At 58.7% G+C, this 16649-nt stretch carries 17 protein-coding genes; 9 read left to right on the forward strand and 8 right to left on the reverse strand.

Features of this window, described 5'->3' with window-relative positions; genetic code table 11:
- Window positions 1-4: 4 nt before the first annotated feature.
- On the reverse strand, window positions 5-928 hold the full coding sequence (locus AAF739_03430) for a cupin-like domain-containing protein (GenBank protein MEM6381699.1): 924 nt from the start codon (window positions 926-928) through the stop codon (window positions 5-7).
- A 193-nt stretch (window positions 929-1121) separates the two neighbouring features.
- Here AAF739_03430 and AAF739_03435 point away from each other — a divergent pair, with 193 nt between their 5' ends.
- Window positions 1122-2297: a PQQ-dependent sugar dehydrogenase gene (locus AAF739_03435; protein MEM6381700.1), complete on the forward strand. Its 1176-nt coding sequence runs from the start codon at window positions 1122-1124 to the stop codon at window positions 2295-2297.
- A 3-nt stretch (window positions 2298-2300) separates the two neighbouring features.
- Here AAF739_03435 and AAF739_03440 read toward each other — a convergent pair whose 3' ends face one another.
- Entirely contained in the window at window positions 2301-2948 is a 648-nt protein-coding gene (locus AAF739_03440) for a glutathione S-transferase family protein (protein MEM6381701.1), read from the reverse strand.
- Between the two features lie 169 nt (window positions 2949-3117).
- Between AAF739_03440 and AAF739_03445 the strand changes: the two genes are divergently transcribed.
- The 4 genes from AAF739_03445 to AAF739_03460 are packed head-to-tail and all read left to right on the forward strand — an operon-like array spanning window position 3118 to window position 5354.
- Entirely contained in the window at window positions 3118-3630 is a 513-nt protein-coding gene (locus AAF739_03445) for a DUF1499 domain-containing protein (GenBank protein MEM6381702.1), read from the forward strand.
- 33 nt (window positions 3631-3663) lie between these two features.
- A complete protein-coding gene (locus tag AAF739_03450) occupies window positions 3664-4086 on the forward strand; it encodes a DUF3775 domain-containing protein (GenBank protein ID MEM6381703.1) in 423 nt (140 codons plus the stop codon).
- The gene (locus tag AAF739_03455) at window positions 4070-4462 is read left to right on the forward strand and encodes a hypothetical protein (GenBank protein ID MEM6381704.1); all 393 of its coding nucleotides are present in this window, start codon (window positions 4070-4072) and stop codon (window positions 4460-4462) included. Before AAF739_03450 ends, AAF739_03455 begins: the two co-directional genes overlap by 17 nt.
- Window positions 4452-5354: an alpha/beta hydrolase gene (locus tag AAF739_03460; GenBank protein MEM6381705.1), complete on the forward strand. Its 903-nt coding sequence runs from the start codon at window positions 4452-4454 to the stop codon at window positions 5352-5354. The genes AAF739_03455 and AAF739_03460 overlap by 11 nt, the downstream gene beginning before the upstream one ends.
- On the opposite strand, the gene AAF739_03465 is transcribed toward AAF739_03460, so the two are convergent.
- Window positions 5351-6076 carry a class I SAM-dependent methyltransferase gene (locus AAF739_03465; protein MEM6381706.1) on the reverse strand — a complete coding sequence of 242 codons (726 nt, stop codon included), beginning with the start codon at window positions 6074-6076 and terminating at the stop codon, window positions 5351-5353. The two genes, AAF739_03460 and AAF739_03465, sit on opposite strands and share 4 nt — an antisense overlap.
- 85 nt (window positions 6077-6161) lie before the next feature.
- On the opposite strand from AAF739_03465, the gene AAF739_03470 reads away from it, so the two are divergent.
- Window positions 6162-7070, forward strand: a complete 909-nt coding sequence (locus AAF739_03470) for a LysR family transcriptional regulator (GenBank protein MEM6381707.1) — start codon at window positions 6162-6164, stop codon at window positions 7068-7070.
- Between the two features lie 13 nt (window positions 7071-7083).
- Here AAF739_03470 and AAF739_03475 read toward each other — a convergent pair whose 3' ends face one another.
- The 3 genes from AAF739_03475 to AAF739_03485 form a co-directional block, all read right to left on the reverse strand.
- Entirely contained in the window at window positions 7084-7251 is a 168-nt protein-coding gene (locus AAF739_03475) for a hypothetical protein (GenBank protein MEM6381708.1), read from the reverse strand.
- A 116-nt stretch (window positions 7252-7367) separates the two neighbouring features.
- Window positions 7368-9341, reverse strand: coding sequence for a bifunctional 2',3'-cyclic-nucleotide 2'-phosphodiesterase/3'-nucleotidase (locus AAF739_03480; GenBank protein MEM6381709.1), 1974 nt, complete (start codon window positions 9339-9341; stop codon window positions 7368-7370).
- Between the two features lie 229 nt (window positions 9342-9570).
- Window positions 9571-10005: a hypothetical protein gene (locus AAF739_03485; protein MEM6381710.1), complete on the reverse strand. Its 435-nt coding sequence runs from the start codon at window positions 10003-10005 to the stop codon at window positions 9571-9573.
- A gap of 215 nt (window positions 10006-10220) precedes the next feature.
- Here AAF739_03485 and uvrB point away from each other — a divergent pair, with 215 nt between their 5' ends.
- Window positions 10221-12995 carry an excinuclease ABC subunit UvrB gene (gene uvrB, locus AAF739_03490; GenBank protein MEM6381711.1) on the forward strand — a complete coding sequence of 925 codons (2775 nt, stop codon included), beginning with the start codon at window positions 10221-10223 and terminating at the stop codon, window positions 12993-12995.
- A 258-nt stretch (window positions 12996-13253) separates the two neighbouring features.
- On the opposite strand, the gene AAF739_03495 is transcribed toward uvrB, so the two are convergent.
- Both AAF739_03495 and AAF739_03500 read right to left on the reverse strand, forming a co-directional pair.
- On the reverse strand, window positions 13254-13664 hold the full coding sequence (locus AAF739_03495; protein ID MEM6381712.1) for a nuclear transport factor 2 family protein: 411 nt from the start codon (window positions 13662-13664) through the stop codon (window positions 13254-13256).
- 419 nt (window positions 13665-14083) lie between these two features.
- The gene (locus AAF739_03500) at window positions 14084-14455 is read right to left on the reverse strand and encodes a septal ring lytic transglycosylase RlpA family protein (GenBank protein ID MEM6381713.1); all 372 of its coding nucleotides are present in this window, start codon (window positions 14453-14455) and stop codon (window positions 14084-14086) included.
- 232 nt (window positions 14456-14687) lie between these two features.
- Between AAF739_03500 and AAF739_03505 the strand changes: the two genes are divergently transcribed.
- A complete protein-coding gene (locus AAF739_03505; protein MEM6381714.1) occupies window positions 14688-16046 on the forward strand; it encodes an HD domain-containing protein in 1359 nt (452 codons plus the stop codon).
- Complete coding sequence (locus AAF739_03510) at window positions 16047-16553, forward strand: hypothetical protein (GenBank protein MEM6381715.1); 507 nt, start codon at window positions 16047-16049, stop codon at window positions 16551-16553. It abuts the gene before it with no gap.
- Window positions 16554-16649: the final 96 nt, after the last annotated feature.

The following is a 16649-nucleotide window of genomic DNA, read 5'->3' on the forward strand; positions in this document are numbered from 1 at the left end:
CCGCTTACAGCGCGTAGGCTGGGATGTCTTCCATGCCCTGCGGCGCATCCTTGGATACGCGAAAATCCACCATGCGTTGGATGGCGCGCTTTTTCTGCAAACCGCCATACTTGAAGGCCGCGGCGATCCCCATCTTCGGATAAACGGTCGGGCTATCGATTGAAGCGGCCGGGTTCATGCCGACGCGCGAGCGCAAGATGCCATTGGCGTACCGCATCGCGTAAGCCTTGGTGACATCCTTGGTGTAATGCTCGGTCGTGATCGAAACGTTCAGCATGCCGAGATTTTCAACGCGGTGCGGCGCGTTCAGCGGCCAATGCAGCATCTGCCCCGGCTCAAGCTCGACGACAGAAGCGTGCTCATCGTACCAGGGTTCGTAGTGGATCTCTTCCTCGGTCTCGCCGAGAATGATCTTCTCCATGTCCGGCTCGGTCAGGAAGGGCGCGGTGTTTGGGTACACGTAGACCTTCTTCTTGCCGCGGACCTGCCACAGGGACTGGCCGGGAATATCGCAGTGATAGAAGACCTGCGCCCCCGGCGATGAAACCAGAATGCCCAGATTGTGTTTGAAGGTCTTGAAGTCCGGCATGTAGCCTTCAAGCTCGCCAAAGATGGTGTCGATCAGCTTCTGGTAGCGCTCATCGACAATGTGGGTGTTGCGCATGTTGATCCAAAGCTGACCGTTCTCGATGGCCTTGAACACGTCTTCCCCGCTTGAATTGCCCTTTTCGCCTTCGCGCCAGAACGACTTCGGCGCACCAGGCTTGGCCATGGTCACCAGATTGTACTGGTCGCGCGGATAGCGGTCGATCAGGTCCATCAGCGTCTCATCCGAGAAAAGATCGTTCTCGTGCAAGGTATGCTGCAGCTGGACAATGTGCTTGCCCCACAACTTCCGGTCCTGTTCAGAAAAGGATTTGAAGATCATCGCTTGCTCCATGACGAAGGCATTGGCCTGTCGGCCAGCTAACGGCAGATATCCTTCAAATCCTTAAGCTGCACGTGGTTTTCAAGTTTGGCATGCTTGCATGGTTAAGCCTTTACCATCAGCGCTCAGTCCCTAACTCCTATAATGTCACCGCCTGAACTGACGTTTGACTTGACCGAGAGGATCAACCGCGATGCCCAGCCGCGCGAAGCCGATAGCAACCCTTGTTCTCACCGCGAGCACCGTCGCGCTGACCGGCCATACATACGCCTTGGCGCAAGATGACTTTCGCGATCAAAGCCAGGGCTGCGCGCTTGAAGCCTCAATCGTGACGACCGGCTTCGAGCATCCTTGGGGTTTGGCCTTTCCACAGAACAACCAAGCGCTGATCACCGAGCGGTCGGGCGGCCTGCTCCTCGTCGATCTTGACGATGGTTCGGTAAGCGGTGTCTCGGGCGCCCCGAACGTTGTCGATAACAGGCAAGGCGGGCTCCTAGACATCGTTCTGGCGTCAGACTTCGAGCGAAGCGGTACGATTTACCTTTCGTTTTCTGAGCCGCGAGGAAGTGGGTCAACGGGAACGTCGATTGCGCGGGGAACACTGCAAGGGCTCGACACCGGTTCTCCGACTCTGTCCGACGTCGAGGTGATTTTTCAGCAGTCGGACCCCGATAATTCGGGTTTTCATTTTGGCTCGCGCATCGTCATCCTGCCCGACGAAACGCTTGCATTTACGATAGGTGATCGCGGTACTGACCGTCGCGCTCAGGATCCGTTTGACCATGCCGGTTCGGTTTTGCGCATCAATGCGGATGGTTCGATCCCCAGCGACAATCCGTTTGCCGATGGCGCACAAGCCGCGCCCGAGATCTGGTCCACAGGTCATCGCAACCCGCAGGGCGCCGCTCTGGACGCCGAAACCGGAACCCTTTGGACCGTCGAGCACGGCGCGCGCGGTGGTGATGAGATTAATCGCCCGCAAGCAGGCCTGAATTACGGCTGGCCCACCATCTCCTATGGCGTTCACTACTCCGGCGCTCCCATCGGTGAAGGCACGGCGGCTGACGGGCTCGAGCAACCGATCTATTTCTGGGATCCATCCATTGCGCCGTCAGGTATGGCAATCGTCAACGACAGCGCACTGTTTCCAAGTTGGCAGGGCGACATGTTGGTCGGAGCGCTGCGTGCACAGATGCTTGTCCGACTTGACCGGCAAAACGGGGCAATCGTAGGCGAAGAACGCCTGTTCGCCGAACAGATGGGCCGTGTTCGCGACGTGCGCCAAGGACCGGACGGTGCGATCTGGCTGCTTACGGATGACAGCGCGGGATCGCTGGTGCGAGTCGCGCCAGAAGACGAGGTTTGTTGAGTTTCAAGCCTCGTCGGCTTCCACCACCCAGGGTTCGGCGCTGCCCGCAGCTTCCCATTCTCGCCAGGCTGGTAGGTCTTTGATCGTTTGCATGTAGTGCTCGGTACGGCGCGAGACGTCGTGATCGTAAACATCGAACCGATTGACGACGGGAGCATACATTGCATCCGCAATCGAGAACCCACCGCATAGGAACGGCCCACCGCTTTCTTCCAACGCATCGGCCCACATATGTTCGATCCGATCAATATCGGTCCGGATTGCGGGCGTCACGGTGATCGCGGAGCGTGGCCGTCTCATATTCATGGGGCAAGCTGCGCGCAACGCGAGAAACGAAGCCAACATCTCACACGACATGGCCATCGCCCGACTACGCAAGCTGGTCCGGGACGGCCAAAGCCCAGCATCGGGGTGTTTGCGCGCAACATGGTCGAGGATTGCCAAAGACTGCCAAACGGTGAGTTCGCCATCCACGAGCACTGGCACCTGAGACGTTGGCGAGAACTGGGCGTATTGGGGGTTCTTGCCCTCATTGTTGAAGGGGATCAGCCGCTCATCGAAAGGGATGGACGCGACGGTCATGCCGATCCAGGGGCGAAAAGACCAGGACGAGTAATTCTTGTTTCCAATATACAGCGTGAGCATGAGTATCTCCGATGCCCGCAGCGTCGACAGATTGTCACCGTATCCTGATTCTCTGTCCGTGGGTGCCAAATTGCATACTGCACCACGGAACGCAGCAGATGCGGGACGCATCATCAGATCGAGCAGAAGGCTTCGAAAAACCTATGCTCTGGTCCACGTAGCAGGAGGGGTGACAATGTTGGGATGGATAACTGCGGTTATCGTCGTACCTGTCGTGGCGGTCGTGGCGTTTTTCGCCGTAGGACCTCAGACGGTTTGGCGGACCCTGGCCGGCGACCCAGATACTGGCCGGCTTGCGCTTGCCGACATAGCGCGCACGGGAAAGCCCAATGATGCGCTGCTGGCACCTGAAACGGCGACACCGATACCGCCTGATCGCGTGGCACCGGTCTTCGCCGTTGCCGCGCCCGTGCTGTTCCAGACGGTGATCGACCGGGTCGAAGCGCAGAGCAGCGTCACTTGGGCGGAAAAGGACCCCGAAGGACTTTATGCCCGCGCGGTGACCTTCTCACCAACGCTCCGATTCCCAGATGTCAATCACATCTGGGTGGTTGCAGATGGCGATGCGAGCGCCAGCATCGCTTTCTACGCGGCAGCCCAGTTGGGCCATTCCGATCTGGGAAAAAACCGGCAAAGACTGGAAACTTGGCTCGGTCTGCTGGATGATGTCCCAAAACGTGCGCAATAGGTCTTCGGGCCTCAACCGCAGAAGGGGAGCGGGATGCAAAAGTCACTCAGCGTTGATCTATCAATCGACCCGGCAACGGTGCGCCTGTTCATTAACAAGGCAAAAGCACTTGCAGCCGACATTGGTACCGATCTCGAGCACCAGCCCGGTGAATCGGTGGAATTTGATGCCGAGCGTCTGACCGACACACACCATCATGATGGGCTAGCCGAAGAAGAGAGCGATGACCTGACGGCCACCGAGCTCGAAGAACTCATTGATGATTTGAACGATGATGAGGCCGCTGCCCTTGTCGCGATCGCCTGGGTTGGTCGCGGAGATTTCGATGCGAGCGGGTACGAAGAGGCTAAGGAACAAGCGGCTGATCGCGCAGAAGGTCCGACCAGCGGCTACCTGTTAGGTATGCCGATGCTTGCTGAATATCTTGAAAGCGGGCTCGATGCGCTTCAGCCGTAAAACAACACTGTCAGTAAGTACCGTGATCGTGGCGATTGCTGCCGTCACAGCGGGTGGCGACGCCGCGCTGGCTGGTGAGGCCGATATCATTGCCGTTGAAGCCACAGCGTTGGGCGACGAGCAATGGCGGGTAAGCGCAACGGTTGCACATGCTGATACCGGTTGGGAGCACTATGCGGACCGTTTCGATGTCCTGGCCCCGGACGGAACAGTCTTGGGCGAGCGAGTGCTTCTTCACCCGCACGTTGAGGAGCAACCGTTCACGCGATCGGTGACTGTCACAATTCCAGCAGACATCACCACCATCACGGTGCGAGCGCATGACTCACAGCACGGCCTCGGCGGCGCCGAGCTGACCATCGATCTTGAGCGCTGATCCGCTTTTCCCTGGCTTTACCACCGGCTTTCACAGCTGCCTGGACGGGGTCGATATCGCCTACGTGGCCGGTGGCAACGGACCGCCGCTCCTTCTATTGCACGGCTATCCGCAGACCCGAGCCATGTGGTCGGAGCTTGCGGGCACGTTAGCCCAGTCCTTCACCGTGATAGCGGCTGATCTACGCGGTTACGGCGCGTCGAGCAAACCCGAACCAAACCAGGACGGCGCACCCTACAGCTTCCGCGACATGGCCGCTGATATGCTCAGCTTGATGAGCGCACTGGGGCATCAACGCTTTCATCTAACGGCCCATGACAGGGGTGCGCGCGTTGGCCATCGGCTCGCCCTTGATGCGCCGGAGCGTTTGATCAGCCTGTGCCTGCTGGACATCATCCCCACGACCGACGTTTGGGCAAACATGGACGCGGAGATGAGCCTCGCCTACTGGCACTGGCCACTGCTCGCCCAGTCGCCCGGCTTTGCAAGCAGCCTGATCACGCCGGATCCTGACGGGTTCTTCGAACACTGCCTGCAAAGCTGGGGGAAGGCAAAACTGACCGATTTCGATCCGGAGAGCCTCGAAGCCTATCGCGCGGCCTGGCGTGATCCTGCCATGATCATCGCAACCTGCGCAGATTATCGTTCGGGGGCGTTCGCAGACCTCGATCACGACCGGCAGGACGAACAGAAGACCATCCAATGCCCGTTGCTGGTGCTTTACGGAGCACGTGGCGTGCTTGCCCAAAAGTTCGACGTTGGTGCGCTTTGGCGTCGGCGCGCCAGCGGGCCGGTCCAGTGCGAAGCCATCGATGGGGGACACTTCTTCGTCGATACCGCTCCAACCGAAACACTCGCCGCCTTACGCGACTTTCTTCACGCGCCGCCTTAGCGCTTGCGCGCGACGAGAAATGGCCGGGTATCCTTACCCTTTGACGCATGGCTTTCTTCGAGGATGACGTCAAATCCAGCCTCATCAAAGGCACGTTCCATATCGCCGAATTTGAGGCAATGGACGGTCGATGGTGCCTTGCCGATGAGCGACAGGGTCGGGATCATCACCCAACGGATAAGCGGGTTCATCTCGCCAATGCTTGGCGTTTTGGACATCAGGAGACCGCCTGGCTTGATGCTTGCTGCAATGGCGGCGAGCGCTGCATCAATATCCGTGACCAGATGAAATAGGTTGAATGCCAGCACGGCATCGAACTGCTCGCCAGAGAACCGGACATCGTCCGCCGTGGCTGCAACGAAGTGTACCGTGTCTATGCCTTGCTCATGCGCTTTGCCGCGGGCAATCTCAACCATCGCCGGTGAGATGTCGGTCGCGACGATTTCCTTGGCGTGTGGCGCAAGCTTCAGGGCCGTTGTGCCGGTTCCGCAGCCCACCTCGAGAACACGGTCGGTTGGCTGAAGATGGTCGACAACGCGGCTGAGCGTGCGCTCGTAGCCGGCTGGGTCGCCGATCTTGCTCTTTGCGTACTTGGCGGCGATCTTGTCCCAGAAGCGGGCATCTTTTGCGGTGCTATCGGACACGGTGGGGCTTTGTGCTCGGCTGGCGTTGGCGGCGGAAAAGCGCGCGGTTTCGAGGGTCTTGATGGTTTGTGTGGTCATCGCATGTCTCCTTCAAGACCGCATCTAGCGCTCAACAAATTTTTATAGAATTGCCCGATTTTGAAGGCATGATATACAAATCTGTATGAGTAGCTTTGACTGGAACCAGATGCGCGGTTTCCTTGCCGCAGCCGAAACGGGTTCCTTATCGGCGGGCGCACGCAAGCTCGGTCTGACCCAACCGACGCTCAGCCGCCAAGTGGCGGCGCTTGAGGAGCGACTTGGCCTGACGCTGTTCGAACGCATCGGCAAGCAACTGATTCTCACCGAAACAGGTCTCGACCTGCTCGAGCACGGGCGACGGATGGGCGAAGCGGCCGACGCGCTCGCGCTCACTGCCTCTGGCCGATCAGAATCGATCGTCGGGCGGGTCAGTATCTCGGCTGGCGACAGTATGTCGATCTACGCGCTACCGCCGATCGTCGCAAAGATAAGGCAGATCGCGCCGCAGATCAGTATTGAGCTGGTGTCGTCCAACACGCTTTCCGACCTGCGCCGCCGGGAAGCCGACATCGCGATCCGCCATGTCGAACCGACCGAGCCCGACCTCATCGGCAGGAAGCTGCGCGACGATGTCGCTCACTTTTTTGCGTCGGCCGATTGGATTGCACGCAACGGCCACCCCAAGGACGCATCACACGTGCAGGCCAGCGACTTCATCGGCTTTGAGCCGACGGAGCGGTTTGCTCGATTTCTGCGAACGATGGGGTTTGATCTCGGCGTCGATGATTTCATGGCCCTGTCCAACAACACCGTATCGTGCTGGCAAATGGCGCGTTTAGGCCTCGGTATCTGCGCTATGGGCCGTGATATCGCAATCCAATTTCCGTCAATGGTCCGGGTTCTGGAGGACGTGCCAAGTATCCCTGTGCCGATATGGTTGCTTACCCACCGGGAGCTTCGGACGTCGAAACCCATCCGCTTGGTTTTCGACCTGCTGGCCGAAGAAATGGCGAAGGCTCCTCACGAGGGGAGCTTTGCGTCACTCGATTAGGGGGAAGGTGGCACTACTGCGCCTGACCCTGATTGGCCGGCACACACCGCTGGCTGGGCTGGTCAAACCGCTCACCCTCGGCGCACTGCGGCGCTCGGGTCTCACTGGGCGGCAACACTTTGGCCTGGGCAAACAGGGGGGCGGCAAGCAGGATCGCAGTGAAGGTCAGGCGTTTCAGCATGGGAGAGCTCCGTCTCAGATCGTGCGGGGATCGATGGATGATGACCACATCATCCGCCGACCACCGCGCACGGTCCAATCAAGCCCTGGTGAGCCCGCCGTTATCGCCGGCTTGCCCTACAGCGTGATGCGGAACCGCGCAAAGCCATCAGGCCCGTCGCCCGCCGGCTCAATGGTAACGCCCGGCACCTGGTCGGCGTACTGCGTTGCCGCCGGCCCGGTATCGAACAGGACCGTGGTGCCATCCATCGGCGCAAACGACCAATTGGCGTCAGCACGCGGGCTGATCGTGCCTTGCTCCACGATGTAGCGAACGATGACATCGCGGTTCGTGTCGGGTCCCTCGAAGATCGTCGTGTCAGGCGACGCGCCGGGGAAATTTCCGCCGCCACCAGCGCGGTAGTTGTTCGAGGCAATCACGAACTGCTGGTCAGGCGTCACCGGCACACCATTATAGGCGAGGTCGACAATCCGGTTTGCATCGGGCGCGACCACATTGCCGTCCGTATCGAACTTTGAAGGTTGCGACAGGTCGATCTGGTAGGTCACCCCGTCGATCACATCGAAATTGTAGCTTGGGAAGGATGGGTTGAGCAGAACCTGATCCTGACCGCCGGGTTCGATCTGATTGAAGATGCCCGCAGAGCGCTCGAGCCAATCCTTGAGCTCCGCACCGGATACCAGAACTGCCCGCGCGGTGTTCGGATAGAGGTAGAGATCGGCAACGTTCTTGATGGCGACATCGCCCTCGGGGACATCGGTGTAGTATTCGGGACCGCCGCGCCCGCCCGCCTTGAACGGTGCCGCCGCGGACAGGATAGGCAGGCCCTCATACTCGGTTCCCTGCATCATCTGCTCAATGTACCACGTCTGTGCGATCGACACGACCTGTACGGAGGGATCGTCGGCGACGAGCGCGAAGTAGCTGTGCAGAGCCGAGTCCGTCCGGCCGACCGCGCGGCGCACATAGGCGAGCGTCTCATCATGCTCCTGCTGAACGGAAGCTTCGACTTCCGGCACGCTCTCGACGAGTGCGGTTACCGAACGGTCCTCATTGCGCATGGAAATCGGCCGCGCTTCCGATGTGTGCGCGGCAATTTTCCAGCTGCCGCCGTCGCGTTCCAGCATGAGGTCGACAAGACCCATATGGCTTCCCCAGAAGCCGCCCATCGCGGCCGGCTTGCCCATGATCGTCCCCGCAGCCGCATCGACGCCCGCGGTCTCTTCATAGTCCGGCCCCGGGAAGACCCGGTGATGGTGGCCGGTCAGGATGGCATCAATACCAGCAATAGCCGCCAGCGGCACTGAAGCGTTCTCCATCCCGTCGGACACGTTCGCTTCGCCGATGCCGGAGTGCGACAGCGCGATGATGATGTCCGCCCCCTCCTCCTTCATCTGCGGGATATAGGCGTTAGCGGCGTCCAGAATGTCACGCGCCTGCACATTGCCTTCGAGATGGCGGCGATCCCAATTCATGATCTGGGGCGGCACGAAACCGATCAGCCCGACCTTGATGGGGTGCGTTTCGCCCGCGCCGTCGGTCACCTCATGATCGAGAACGACGTAAGGCGGCACGAAGGTTTTGTCGTCGCGCGCGGTGGCGCCCATTTCCATGGCAACATTCGCGCAAACCACAGGGAAGGCAGCGCCCATCAGCGACTTTTCAAGGAACGACAGGCCGTAGTTGAACTCGTGGTTGCCGAGCGTGGAGGCATCGAACCCGAGCACATTCATCGCATCAATGATCGGATGGGTGTCGCCTTCATTCATCCCGCGCTCATAGGCGATGTAATCGCCCATCGGGTTGCCTTGCAGAAAATCGCCATTGTCGATCAGAAGCGAATTGGTGCTTTCGTCGCGCACATCCTGAATGAGGGCCGCCGTACGCGCCAAACCCACCGTGTCGCGAGGTCGATCAGAGTAGTAGTCATACGGGAATACGTGCACGTGCAGGTCGGTCGTCTCCATGATCCGAAGATGTGCCTGGTTCGCCATGGCGCGCGCGGAAAACGGATGCAGTGCGATGAGGCTGCTGGCCCCGGCAACGGCCGTGCCGGCCAGAAAAGTTCGACGATTGAGTGTGATGGACATGATTGGCTCCCCGTTTCGGCCGGAGCCCCCACCCCGGCGCACTGTCACGACGCTGCTGGTTTAGCAGGCGCACATGACACAAATGCACGCCCGTCGAAGAGATAAGTCAACGCTGATTGAGCCGGGTAAGGGTTCTTGCGCATTTGCAAGGCTCGCCACCAAGAAAAAAGGCTCCCGCCCCGGATGGGCGGAAGCCTCTTGATGCATACGCATCGATGACAGGAAATCGCTAGATCAGCTTGCGTCCAGTGACGTCACCGTTCCCGCGGAACAGGAAGAACAAGCCGCCTGCGAGCAACATACCCTGCAGCTGCCAACCGGCGAACGGGCCAAAGTAAATCATGACGATCACGCCAGCGACCACGCTTGCGATGGCCAGTCCACCGAGGCGAGTGAGAAGATCTGCGAACCAGTTATTGCGGATCAAACCACCCAGCAGAATAGCGGCACCGCCAGCAAATTCCGCGAACGTTGCAAGTCCAAACAGGATCAGCGGCAAACCGTAGGCTTCGGCTTGTCCGGCGAAGTCCGGCAGTTTGAAGGTTGCCTGCTCAATGATGATAACGGCAAGTGGAATACGGATAAACCAGTCCGCGCTGCGGATGGTTGGGATGCGTCGGCTGACGTTTGCAACGGAGCCGACTGCAGCATCGAGGGAAGCCATTCTATCAATCTCCTTTCTACTTAGGTCTTATGTTGCCATACGTTTTCAAGTTTACCGATAGATCATCCGCAACAGCGCAATCATGTGCGACATGCCGCCGCGTATGATTTCGGCAGAACGGCCTGCAATCGTGTCAAAGCTGCTGACAAACCCTTGTCAGGAGGTCACCAATTGAACCCTTTCCCCGCAAGGCCATTGCCGCCATATAGGCAGGAATGAGCACCGCCAAAAAATCCAGTTCCAAGCCATCAGGTTTTGAGGAAGCGCCGCAAGCCGCGTTCGACGCCGGCGAACCGGTGGACATCTTCGACCCGATGAAGATCGCTAAGCGCGCCAAGGACGAGGCTGCCCAGAGTGATGTTGCGTCTCGCTTCGCGAAATCGATCAACGAGGCATTGGACACGTCGAAACCCGAGCCCGGCTCACCTTCAACCGTTCAGCGGACCGCAAAGAGAAGCGCCAGGGAACGCGCCCGAGCCGGTGGTGATGAAGCGATCCCATTGAACGTCAAAGACGGTCGCAAGAACAGGCGCTCGGCAAAAGGCGCCAAGGCCGATGGGACCCTGGGAGGCCAAACCGGCGAAGCCAAGCGCAAGACTTCCAGCAGCAAGACTTCCAGCAAAAAGAACACCGACAAAACCTACACCGTTGGCGATAAACGCACGTCTGGCGGCTACTCCATCGGCGGCACCTCCGACCCCAAGAAGCGGGCCGAAGCGGGCCTCAACCCGGTGGCGGGGCTCGATGTCTCGCTGGAAGATGCCAAGAATCTGCCCGCCAATACCGGCGTCACCGCAACGGTCGCGGCGCTTGAGGATCTTATCCAGAACGGGCACCCGGCGTTCCGTGACGGCACATGGACGCCGCACCGCCCGGAACGGCCGACCAAGTCCGAGGGCGGCATACCCTTTAAGCTCGTGTCGGAGTATGAGCCGCGCGGCGACCAGCCGACCGCTATCGCTGACCTCGTTGAAAGCATCAATGATGGCGACGCGACCCAGGTGCTGCTGGGCGTCACCGGCTCGGGCAAGACCTACACAATGGCGCAGGTCATCGCGCAGACCCAGCGCCCCGCGGTCGTCCTTGCCCACAACAAGACGCTTGCGGCCCAACTCTACGGCGAATTCAAGACGTTCTTCCCCGACAATGCGGTGGAGTATTTCGTCTCCTACTACGACTACTACCAGCCCGAAGCGTACGTCCCACGCACCGACACGTTCATCGAGAAAGAGTCGACGATCAACGAACAGATCGACCGGATGCGCCACTCGGCAACCCGTGCGCTGCTCGAGCGCGACGACGTCATCATCGTCGCCTCGGTCTCCTGCATCTACGGGATCGGCTCGGTCGAGACCTACACGGCGATGACGTTCGAGTTGAAGGTCGGGGAGCGTATCGAACAGCGCCAACTGCTCGCTGATCTCGTGGCGCTGCAGTACAAGCGCAACGATGGCGCGTTCGTGCGCGGAACCTTCCGGGTCAAGGGCGACACGATCGACATCTACCCCGCCCACTATGACGACCGGGCGTGGCGCGTCTCGCTGTTCGGCGACGAGATCGAGGCGATTTCCGAGTTCGACCCGCTGACGGGCAAAAAGGCGGGCGACCTCAAGAGCGTGAAGATCTACGCCAACTCTCACTATGTGACCCCTCGCCCGACGCTGAACCAGGCCATCGAAGGCATCCAGCGCGAACTACAGGTGCGGCTTCAGGAATTGAAGGGTATGGGCCGGCTCCTCGAAGCCCAACGGCTTGAACAGCGCTGCCAGTTCGACCTCGAGATGTTGCAGGCGACCGGGTCCTGCGCCGGAATCGAGAACTATTCGCGCTATCTGACCGGCCGCCAGCCCGGCGAGCCGCCCCCTACCCTGTTCGAATACATCCCCGACAACGCGCTCATCTTCGTCGATGAAAGCCACCAGACGATCCCGCAGATCGGTGCGATGTATCGCGGTGACTTCCGGCGCAAGGCGACGCTGGCAGAGTATGGCTTCCGCCTGCCCTCCTGCATGGACAACCGTCCGCTCAGATTCGAAGAGTGGGACATGATGCGCCCGCAGACCGTGGCCGTCTCCGCGACCCCGTCGAAGTGGGAGCTGGAAGAAGCCGGCGGCGTCTTCGCCGAGCAGGTGATCCGCCCCACGGGGCTCATTGATCCACCGGTCGACATCCGGCCTGCAACGATGCAGGTCGATGATCTGCTCGACGAGGTCAAGAAGGTCGCCGCCGAGGGCTATCGCAGCCTCGTGACTGTGCTGACCAAGCGCATGGCCGAAGACCTCACCGAATATCTCCACGAGCATGGCGTGCGCGTGCGCTACATGCACTCGGATATCGACACGGTGGAGCGCATCGAGATCATCCGCGATCTGCGGCTCGGCGCGTTTGACGTGCTGGTGGGCATCAACCTCTTGAGGGAAGGCCTCGACATCCCCGAGGTGGCACTGGTGGCGATCCTCGACGCCGACAAGGAAGGCTTCCTGCGTTCGGAAACCTCGCTGATCCAGACCATCGGCCGCGCCGCGCGCAATGTCGATGGCCGGGTGATCCTGTATGCCGACACCAAGACCGGCTCGATGGAGCGGGCGCTCGCCGAAACCACCCGCCGCCGCGAGAAGCAGCTCGCCTATAATAAAGAGCACGGGATCACGCCGCAGAGCGTCAAGCGGGACATCGCCGACATTCTCGACAGCCCCTACGAGAAGGACCATGTCCGGGTGAAGCCGGGGCTTGTTGAAGAGGGCAAGTTGGTCGGCGGCAACATGAAGGTGACGCTGGAGGAGCTCGAGAAGAAGATGCGCGACGCGGCTGCCAACCTCGAATTCGAGGAAGCGGCCCGCCTGCGCGACGAACTCAAGCGCCTGCGCGAGACCGAGCTTGTGCTGGCCGACGATGCGCTGGCCCGCCAGTCAGACGTCGAGAACGTCACCGGCGGATATCAGGGGCAGAAGAAAGGCGGCGGCGCGAAAGCGCGAAGCAAACGGCGCTGAGCGGTTGTTCCGTTAGGAACAGAGCAAGCAAGAGTGCGGTCGGGCCGCAGGACCGGAGCGGGTAAGATGCCGGTTGTTCCGTCAGGAACAAAGCAAGCGAGAGTGCGGTCGGGCCGTAGGACCGGAGCAAGCGAGAGTACGGTCGGGCCGCAGGACCGGAGCGGGCAAAAGTACCGCTTGTTCCGTCAGGAACAGAGCAGGCAAAAGCGCCGGTCGGGCCGCAGGTCCGGAGCGGGTGAGAGTGGCCGGTCAGGCAGCCTAAGCCCAGCCCAGCTGCTTCAACGAGTGGACATCGTTCCAGATCTTCGTGACGTGGCTGATCTTATCGCCATCGAAGGCCATCGCGTAGACATAGTCGGCGGCGACCGTTTTGCCGGTAGCTGGCACGGGGCCGTCCACGGTGTGGGTTCCGTGAAACACGGCAAAGGCCGTGGCAATCCCGCGCTCGCCGTCGACTGAAAACGCCTTCAGCTCGTAATGCCCATCAGCGACCGGCACCAGGAGCCCTTTCATCCACTCGGTGTAGGCTTCAAGCGTGACGACATCGGCAAGCGCGTCAGCCTGGGCGGAGAAGGTCGCCTTATCCGTGCAGAACGCTTGGCAGACCGACCAGCCTTTCCCGGTTTCGCAGGCGTCGAAAAACGCCATCGCTGTTGCTGACATATCCATGTGTGATCCTCCCGGCATATTCGGTGCAGAGGATGAGACTAAGCGACGACCGCCCATGAGTCTCGGCGGGACGGCGGATCAATGCTCAAAACCGATGCGCGCCGCGCCTCAATTGCGGGCTGAAGGGGAAAATCACACTGGAGAGACCTGTGCAGGTAGCCGGAGCGCCTAACCCGACGTCATGGCCGGGCCTGAACCGGCCATCCAGCTCTATTCGGAACAACAGCTACCAGCGGCCAGACACTCGGGATGGATCCCCGGATCAAGTCCGAGGATGACGCTTAACAGCGGTTGGGCCGAAGGCCCAGAGCGAGCAAGGATGCCGGTTGGGCCGAAGGCCCAGAGCGAGCAAGGATGCCGGTTGGGCCGGAGGCCCAGAGCGAAAAAGATGGAACAGAGCAATCAGGGATGAAGCGGCGCTAAAGCACCTGGTACGAAACCCGGCAAGTGCCCGAAGAAATGCAGCCGATCTGCCGCGCAGCGCCGCGACTCAGATCGATGCCGCGACCGCGAATGAACGGCCCGCGATCATTAATGCGCACCGTGACGGAGCGGTTGTTCGATAGATTGGTGACCCGAACGCGGGTGCCGAACGCCAGGGTCCGGTGCGCGGCGGTCAGCCCATCGGGGTTGAAGCGCTCGCCATTGGCGGTGGTCGAGCAGCATTGGTACCAGCTCGCGGTGGTGACGGTGCCGTCGGCACTATTGGTGGTGTGGTGGGACAGAACGGGCAATGACGCGCACGCCGAGACGAACAGGCCGAGGGACACGGCTGTGAGAACCTTCTGCATGGAATTTCCTTGGATTGGGGAGAATGCGATGCGGCGCGGTAGAAAGGCGGAATGCGGAGGAAGTGTGGCGCCCCAGCGCGGAAATCGGACTTGGCATGCTCGGCTAGTTTCGCAGTCTTGACTAACGCCCTTGTTGTGCAAATCCGCCGAGTAACACTCTAACGTATTGTTGTTCGATGTATTATCTGGGCAGAGTCGCGAGCGCTAAATTCGTTTAAGAACGGGAATTACCTTGGAACGCATCCGTGACCCGATACACGGCCTGATCAAATTTGAAAGCAAGATTGATGAACTTGCCTGGTCTCTGATCGAAACACCTGAGTTTCAGAGACTGCGACGAATTAAGCAACTTGGTTTTTCGGAATTAACCTTCCCGGGAGCTACGCATAATAGGTTTGCGCATTCCGTTGGTGTTTACGCGAATGCACGAAAGCTACTAAACGTTGCCGAGGGCTACCTAGGGAGCGGGGCAAGCCAATACGACCCCGATCGCGCGGATGACATTCTGATAGCCTCGCTGCTTCATGATATTGGCCACGGCCCCTTCAGCCACGCATTCGAAAGAGCCCGCGAGGTAGTTGCGGAACAACGCGACCATGGCCCGATAGAAAAGCATGAGAAGTATTCAGCCAAAATAATTTTAGATCCAAATGGGCAGATACTCCCCCTTTTGGAAGATCATCGAGCTGGAATGGCCACCAAGGTAGCCGCTGTTATTAGCTCTGATGAACCAAGAGACATATATGATGCAGTTATCTCAAGCTCTTTCGATGCAGATCGTTTAGACTATTTAGTCCGTGACAGATACATGACGGGCACCGGTACGGGTGCAATCGATGTCGACTGGTTGATGGACAATTTGGATGGCTTTCTTCTAACAACATCACAAGATGGCGATGAGGACACCTTAACTACGCCAACCTTCGTTTTCAAAACAAAAGGCCGGCAAGCTGCGGAAGATTTTCTACTGGCAAGATTTAGGCTATATACTGAGGTTTATCTTCATAAGACTACCAGAGGATTTGAAGTACTGCTGACTCGACTTATCGAGTTAATTGGCAGCGATGATATAGATTCGAGCAAGTTAAATCTGCCAATTGATGACCCGCTTCTGCGCTTTATGCGCGGAGACATCTCGCTCTCCCGATACCTGCACCTCGACGACTTCGTAGTTTGGAATGCGATTAGGCTCATAGCCGAAGGGGTTCACGCTGAAGCTTCAACGCTTGCGAAACGGCTGCTAAACCGAGATCATTTGTATGTTCTTGATTTGTTCTCTGAATTCGGACATAATGATGAAGTGCTTCTGAATGTGGAATACAAGCTTCGTAATCACGCAGGCGCGGAGCTTGGAAGGAGCGTTTTTGTCGACGATCCCCCAATAAACCTTTACTCGTCAATGCAAGGCGAATCTGAAAAGGTGCATAAAATTGTTCGGGTACTCAACGGGTCTGGCGAAGCCAAAGAGATTACAGATTTTCCCGAGACAATAATTAGCAAAAAATTAAGGAAAAAAAGACGTTTGGTCCGCTTCTATTATCCCACAAGAGAGATGCGCGACGAGGCAGCAAAGCTTTTAAGGGGACGATGAATGGACAATCAAATCATAGCGACCGTTTTAGCCGCGACTGAAAGAAAGAGGATTGTCGGTCGTATCCGTTTCCAAAAAGTATTTTATCTACTTGAACAGCTTGGATTAGATTCTGGCCTTAAGTTTTCTTATCATCACTACGGCCCTTATTCAGAGGAACTCTCTAAATCTGTTCAGTCCGCTTGCGTTGTTGATAAAATTTTGAAGGAGCAAGTCGACTATACCGTATATGGCAATCCTTTCAGTACCTATATCCTGGAAAACGGTACCGAGCAGACTATCACAGCTAAAATTCCGCCTGAAAAGATGGCCAGAAGCCTTGCTGAGATGTTGAAGCTTTCCTCTGTCCAGATTGAGTTAGCGGCAACCATCCATTGGATCGCCACCAAGGAGAATTTCCAGGACTGGCGTTCTGAGCTGGTTGCTAGAAAAGCAGGTAAGGCTACAGATGCGAATGTTAGTCGTGCGCTCTGCTTGCTGGATAAACTCGGTTTGTCTGTCAGTTGACTAATAACACGGCGGATAGACCTCCCTCTTATCCCCGCCCGATTTCCCTCCCCTATCCTCCTCCCACTTCCGTTCACGTGGACAGCGCGTGTGCAC

It is taken from the genome of Pseudomonadota bacterium, assembly GCA_039024915.1.
In the GTDB taxonomy this organism is placed as follows: Bacteria; Pseudomonadota; Alphaproteobacteria; order Rhizobiales; family MH13; genus MH13.